The 6,498-nt window shown below is 63.2% G+C and carries 7 protein-coding genes; 2 read left to right on the top strand and 5 right to left on the bottom strand.

Annotated elements, in window-relative coordinates; all coding sequences use genetic code 11:
• The first annotated feature begins 12 nt into the window (after positions 1-12).
• Positions 13-882 (top strand): TauD/TfdA dioxygenase family protein, encoded by an 870-nt coding sequence (locus QRN46_RS27610; protein WP_201820187.1) that lies wholly within the window; start codon positions 13-15, stop codon positions 880-882.
• Positions 883-927: 45 nt separating this feature from the next.
• On the opposite strand, the gene QRN46_RS27615 is transcribed toward QRN46_RS27610, so the two are convergent.
• The 5 genes from QRN46_RS27615 to QRN46_RS27635 form a co-directional block, all read right to left on the bottom strand.
• Positions 928-1,617: a hypothetical protein gene (locus QRN46_RS27615; protein ID WP_285358571.1), complete on the bottom strand. Its 690-nt coding sequence runs from the start codon at positions 1,615-1,617 to the stop codon at positions 928-930.
• Complete coding sequence (locus QRN46_RS27620) at positions 1,586-2,626, bottom strand: GSCFA domain-containing protein (protein WP_201820184.1); 1,041 nt, start codon at positions 2,624-2,626, stop codon at positions 1,586-1,588. The genes QRN46_RS27615 and QRN46_RS27620 overlap by 32 nt, the downstream gene beginning before the upstream one ends.
• Before the next feature lie 37 nt (positions 2,627-2,663).
• Positions 2,664-3,179, bottom strand: a complete 516-nt coding sequence (locus tag QRN46_RS27625) for a GNAT family N-acetyltransferase (RefSeq protein WP_064382008.1) — start codon at positions 3,177-3,179, stop codon at positions 2,664-2,666.
• A 166-nt stretch (positions 3,180-3,345) separates the two neighbouring features.
• Positions 3,346-3,759 (bottom strand): cupin domain-containing protein, encoded by a 414-nt coding sequence (locus QRN46_RS27630; protein ID WP_201820181.1) that lies wholly within the window; start codon positions 3,757-3,759, stop codon positions 3,346-3,348.
• Positions 3,760-3,789: 30 nt separating this feature from the next.
• Positions 3,790-4,545 (bottom strand): SDR family oxidoreductase, encoded by a 756-nt coding sequence (locus QRN46_RS27635; RefSeq protein ID WP_201820179.1) that lies wholly within the window; start codon positions 4,543-4,545, stop codon positions 3,790-3,792.
• A 252-nt stretch (positions 4,546-4,797) separates the two neighbouring features.
• Here QRN46_RS27635 and QRN46_RS27640 point away from each other — a divergent pair, with 252 nt between their 5' ends.
• Positions 4,798-6,366, top strand: a complete 1,569-nt coding sequence (locus QRN46_RS27640) for a winged helix-turn-helix domain-containing tetratricopeptide repeat protein (protein WP_221614944.1) — start codon at positions 4,798-4,800, stop codon at positions 6,364-6,366.
• The last annotated feature ends 132 nt before the right edge of the window (positions 6,367-6,498 follow it).

The following is a 6,498-nucleotide window of genomic DNA, read 5'->3' on the forward strand; positions in this document are numbered from 1 at the left end:
AGGTGAGGGAACATGGATCAGTTGGCACTCAAGGCAATCGAGCTTATCGCCGCCGAACGGCGTGCGCCGTATCAGCACATCACGGTTGAGCGAATCACGCCGATCATCGGCGCCGAGATCGGCGGCGTCGATCTTTCGCAACCGTTGAGCGACGAACAGCTCGCAGAAATCCGCCGGGCCTTTCTGGAGAACCACGTGGTGGTGTTCCGCGATCAGCACCTGACGGTGCACGAGCACAAGGCGTTTGGCCGGCTGTTCGGTGAGTTGAGGGCGCTGCCGGTGGAGGACATCGACGGCGATGACCCGGAGCTGGTGGTGATCCGCGCCAATGCGCAATCGCGCTACGTGGCCGGCGAAACCTGGCACACCGACGGCACCGCCGACCTGGCGCCGTCCATGGGGTCGATGCTGTACGTCAAGGAAACCCCGGCCATCGGCACGGGCGGCGATACGTTGTTCGCCAACATGCACCTGGCGCTGGAAATGCTCTCGCCGACGATGCAGCAGTTTCTCGGCGAACTGACGGCGATCCACGACGGCGCGATCCCATGGAAGGGTTATGAGGCGCCGGCCAACCTGCCGAAAACCGAACACCCGGTGGTGGTTCGCCACCCGGAAACCGGGCGCAAATCGCTGTTCGTCAATTCCGGGTTCACGTCGCACATCGTCCAGTTGTCCGGCGGTGAAAGCCAGGTGCTGTTGAACATGCTGTTCGATCTGGTGGCCCGAGAGCCGGTTTTGAGTTGTCGCGTGCGTTGGACGCCGAACAGCCTGGTGTTCTGGGATAACCGCTGCACCCAACACCATGCGGTCTGGGATTATTTCCCGCACTCGCGGTATGGCGAGCGGGTGACGATTCTGGGGACGCAGCCCAAGGCGTGATGACCCCCTGTGGGAGTGAGCAAGCTCGCTCCCACAGGTCCCGGTCTAAATTCCTCGATTGAGCAGTTGATCGACGATCAACTCGCCAAACGCCAGATTCCCGTGCAGCGGGTCATCCACTTCGCAGTACGCCGGAAGCTGAAAACCCTGCTCATCGTTCGCCGCTGCGCGCACGTCGATCAGCTCGATGCCGAGCCCTTGCAGGCGCTCGATCAGCAGCGCCTGCGCTGCCATGAACACCCGCGAATCGGACAACTCCGGCACCCGCTGCGGCGGCAATACGGCGAACACCTTGAGGTTCATTGCCCGGGCCTGTTCATAGAACGCCAGCGCAGGTCGGGACAAGGTGTCGACAATGGATTCGAACAGGGGACCTGCGAGAAAACCTTCGTCGAATTCGCCGTCGGGTGTCTGGTAACACGTCCAGTTCGGCGCGGTCGCGAGGTAGTGCAGGCTCAGGCCAATGGTGCTGACCAGCGGCACCCCGACCTTCGCCAGTTGCGGCACTTCGAACGGCTCAAGGGCCTGGCGATACAGGCGCTCCATCTCGGCCTCGCGAAACAGCACGTCATGGCGGGTCAGGCTGAAAAAATCCACCGCGAAATCCCGGCCGGTGCCCAGCGGGCCGCCGCTGAACGGCAACTCGCGGGCTTGCGCCGCCTTGCCGATGACGCCGGCATGGGAGTCGCCCAGCAGCAGAAACCTAGGCGTAGTAATCGAGCACGGCGTCTTCACAGACAAGCTCCTTGCTGGATACGCAGGTAGAGGGAACGCTGGCCGGCGTGTGCAGCGGTTGAACCGCATCGAGCCCGGCGAAAAACTGCTGCATGACGAACGCCACGCCTTCGGGCGTGACCTCGCGCTGGTTGGGCTGGTAGAACGCACCCTTGAACGGTGTACCGGTGATGATCTCGTAAGAAGGGAAATAGTCGACGTCGTGCAGGTCTTCACACAGCTGCCCGGCGACGGCGCGCAGGACCGATTTGGAATAGGTGGTGGCGCTCAGCACATGTTCGCCCGTGGCCGTCGCCGTCAGGGGTACCGGTGACACGGTGAGCAGAACACGCAGTTGCGGGTTGATCGAACGCATCAACTCCAGCGCCCTTACCATGTCGCCATAGGTGTCCATGAAACCGAAATTGCAGAAGCGGTGCAGCTGCGGATCGAAGGTCCCCCGCACGGTGCCGGGGCACACGGGATACACCAGACCGGTCTGGCGGTTCTGCCAGGCTTCGGTCAGGCCGAGGGTAAACACGAACACTTTGGCTCGGCGCAGGACGGTGCGAATCGCGTCGAGGGTGGCTTCGCGCGAGGCGAACAGCGCGTCCTCGCTGGCAAAGCCGTCGGGCTCCACGGCGGGGCGGAACGGGTCGAAGAAACGGCCGTCATGGGCCCAGGTTTCGTCGGGTGGCAGGCTCACACCCAACGCCCATTCCAGCCATTGGCACAACATCGCCGGGGTGTACAGGTTGCCGGTGCGGAACGAGAACACCCCGTAGTTATGGGCCTTCCAGTCGGCTTCGGGCAATTCGGCCGGGGCCGGTTCCGCATCCAGCCAGTTCATGCCGCGCTCCACCAGCGCGCGGCCGATGTGCTGGGCGAAACACGAGCCGGCGGTGACGATGGCGTCCTCGTTGCCGATCTCGAACTGCGGCGTCCACAGTTGATCGATGTTCAGCGCGGGCTTGTCGGCCACGGCGGTGCGCCAGAAAGCGCGGGGTGGCAGGCATTGATAAGGATTCACGACGAGGGCCTCCTTGGCGGTCGCTGATAAAACGGGGTCAGCTGATTTGATAGCGGTAGATCAGGTCGTCAAACCACCGATCTCCAATCTGATAGGCCTGCGGCACGCGGCGCTCGAATACAAAACCGCATTTCTCCAAGACCTTGCAGGAGGCGATATTACCGTCGGTCACGGTCGACTCCAACGAGTCCAGGCCGATGGCGGCGGCATAGTCGATGATCGCCTGCCGCGACTCGGTGCCAAAGCCTTTGCCCTGATGCTCGGGCAACAGCAGGCAACCCACCTCGGCATGCCCCGGCGACAGGATGCGGAATCCGGTCACGCCCAGTTCCTGCCCGCTGGCCCTGTCGGTCACCACCAGACACAACCAGTGATCCGACTGCGGCCCCCAGGCCGGAAGCCTGTGTTCGAAGCCTTTGCGCACCTGTTCCTCGGCGATTTCACCGAACACGTACTGCATGGTTTGCGGCTCGGAATGCAGCCGGAGAAACAGCGGCCAGTCGGATTCGACCATCGTGCGCAGATCCAGGCGTTGCGTGGTGAGCTCGAGCATCCGCTGCTCCTTGCAAGGGTGGGAAGGGAAGACGGTTTTTTACTGGGTGTGGGGCGAAAGATCAATGCTTTGATCGGGCATGTTTTGCAACGCCGACCTTGAACGCGCCCCGTAGCGGTACTCTCCGGCAGCCACGCTGCCGGAGGCGGATTGGCGTATGGATCGGTTACGGCTTGACCGGTTTGACCAGGACGGTCTCGTTGCTGTCGAGCACGAACACCGCCAGCAGACGGGACGGTTCAGTAGTGCTGGCATTGGCGCTCACCGCGTGGAAATCACCCGGTTGTTCGACGAAGTTTTCCCCGGCCTTGTAGACCTTCTCCGGCCCGTCGCCGACCTTGCTGCGCACGGCGCCCTCAAGCACCGTGGCGTAGATGAACGCGGACTTCGGATGAAAGTGTGCCGGCGAAGAACCACCGGGTGCGTATTCCACCAGCACGCCCTTCATGGATTTACCCGGAACGTTCGGCAGGGCGCGGTCGAACACCACGGTAACCTTGCCTGCCTGCGGCTCGGCGGCCGAGGCGGATGAAATCGAAACGGCCGCAAACGTGGCGGCCAGCAGGATTCGGCTGAACATGGCGATACTCCTTCAAACAGGTGGGGTGTTTCAGCGCTGGGTCGATTTCGCCAGCCAGTCTTCAAAGCGCGTTGGACCCAGGCGCGGGTTGCTGCTGCCGGGGGTGAGCGACTGGTCGTCGAGCACATCGCCGAAGTAACGGGCGTGGACGTCCGGGATCACTTTGCGGGTGTCGTCGGTAGCGCGGAAAAAACGCCGGACTAACTCGTCGAGGGGCATGGCTTCGGGGCCGGCAATTTCCTGCGTGCCGTTGATCGGCGCGGCCAGTGCCACGTCGGTGAGTGCAGCGGCCACATCGTCAGAGGCCATGGGCTGGATCAATGCCGGCGACAGGCGCACTTCGTCGCCGACGGTAGCGGATTGGGCAATGCCGCCGACGAATTCGAAGAACTGCGTCGCCCGCAGCAGGCTGTACGGAATGCCCGATGCCTTGATCATGTTCTCCTGCGCGACCTTGGCGCGGAAATAACCGTTGGCCGGCAGGCGCTCACTGCCGACGATCGACAGCGCCACGTGATGGCGAACCCCGGCGGCGGCTTCGGCGGCGAGCAGATTACGGGTGGAGGTTTCGAAGAAATCGAGCACGGCCTGGTCTTCCCACGACGGCGCGTTGGACACATCGACCACCACCTGGGCACCGTCCATCGCTTCGGCCAGACCTTCGCGGGTGATGCTGTTGACGCCGGTGTTAGGCGAGGCGGCGAGTGCATCGTGGCCGCGTTCGCGCAGATTGTTCACAAGTTTCGATCCGATGAGGCCGGTGCCTCCGATAACGACGATCTTCATGGCATCTCTCCACTGGCCGACGGCAACCGTTGCTGTCGATGTGGGTTGAGCTTGCCTGTGACGCTCTGGCAAATCCTTGTGATGACCTTGGATTTGTCTTGGTTTTTTGTCCAGACAGGCCAATCCGTCGGCAGATGCGTAGACCAGTGTGCAGACGGGTGCGACCGCCCGAGGTCTGCCGTATGATCGAGCGCAAAACAATCGCCTGCCCGGACACGGCGTCGGGGGGCGCCAGACCAGAGAACAGCCACCGTGCAATTCGTGTTTGAAGACTACGTGCTCGACCCGCAGCGCCGGGAACTGACCTGGCGCGGGCAAGTCGTGACGGTCGGGCCGCAGGTCTTCGACTTGCTGCTGCTATTGGTCAGCAACCGCGAGCGGGTGGTGAGCAAGGACGAACTGTTGAGCGCCGTATGGAGTGGCCGGATCGTTTCCGAATCGACCATCACCAGCCACATCAACGCTGTGCGCAAGGCCATCGGCGACACCGGCGAGCAGCAGCGCCTGGTGCGTACGGTGCCGCGCAAGGGCTATCGCTTCGTCGGCGAAATCAGCCCGTGCGACAGCCCCGTCAATGCACCGGAAGCGCCTGCGAAACCCGAGGTGGCCGCGACACTTGTCCTGCCGGAAAAACCTTCGATCACCGTCCTGCCGTTCCAGAACCTCAGTGGAGACCCCGAGCAGGACTACTTCGCCGACGGCATCGTCGAAGACATCATCACCGCGTTGTCGCGCCTGCGTTGGCTGTTCGTCATCGCCCGCAACTCCAGCTTCACCTACAAGGGCAGAGCGGTCGACGCGCGGGGCGTCGGTCAGGAACTGGGTGTGCGTTACGTGCTGGAAGGCAGCGTGCGCAAGAGCGGCAACAAGATCCGCATCACCGGCCAGTTGATTGATGCGTGCAGCGGCACGCACCTGTGGGCCGAGCGCTTCGAAGGCCTGCTCGACGATATTTTCGAACTCCAGGATCAAGTGGCCGAGAGCGTAGTGGGCGCCATTGCGCCGCAGCTTGAACGCGCGGAAATCGAGCGGGCCAAGCGCAAGCCCACCGACAGCCTCGATGCCTACGATTACTACCTGCGAGGGACGGCCAAGCTGCACATCGGCACCCGTGAGGCGATCGAACAGGCGCTGGCGCTGTTCTACCGGGCAATCGAGCTGGATCCGGAATTCGCCTCGGCATACGGCATGGCCGCGTGGTGCCACTTCTGGCGCAAGCTCAACGGCTGGATGACCGACCGGCCCCGGGACGTCGCCGAAGGTGCGCGGCTGGCGCGCATGGGCGTGGAACTGGGGCGCGATGACGCCGTGGCGCTGACCCGCTGCGGTCATGCCCTGGCCCATCTGACCGGGGATGTCGATTGTGGCATTGCTTTGCTGGATCGGGCTCGAGTGCTCAACCCCAATCTGGCGCCGGCCTGGTATCTCGGCGGTATCCTGCGCGCCTTGGGTGGCGAAACCGAAGCCGCCATTGCCAACCTCGAGCATGCCGTGCGCCTGAGCCCTGTGGACCCGGAAATGTTCCGCATGCAGGTCGGGATGGCGTTGGCGCACTTCTTCGCCGGTCGCTTCGAATGTTCGGTTTCCTGGGCCGAGAAAGCGCAGGGAAACCTGCCCAGTCTGCTGGTAGCGGCGGCCCTGATCGCCGCCAGCCACGCGCTCAATGGGCGAACCGACAAAGCCAAGCAGGCCATGGAACGGCTGCGTCAGCTGGACCCGACGTTGCGGGTGTCCAGCCTGGGCGCGTGGCTGCCCATTCAACGGCCTGAAGACGTTGCCCGGTTTGCCGAAGGTTTGCGGTTGGCGGGGTTGCCGGAGTAAGGGCTCAGTCAGCCAATCAATCCATCGAAAAATGCATTCGCATGTTCATCGCGGCATCGTACTGATTGCTGGCTACCCGGCGTTCGATCAGGCGATCTGAGCCTCCTTCGGCAACACGGCGTTCGATCAGGC

It is taken from the genome of Pseudomonas sp. lyk4-R2A-10 (assembly GCF_030209075.1).
GTDB classification, from domain to species: domain Bacteria; phylum Pseudomonadota; class Gammaproteobacteria; order Pseudomonadales; family Pseudomonadaceae; genus Aquipseudomonas; species Aquipseudomonas glycinae.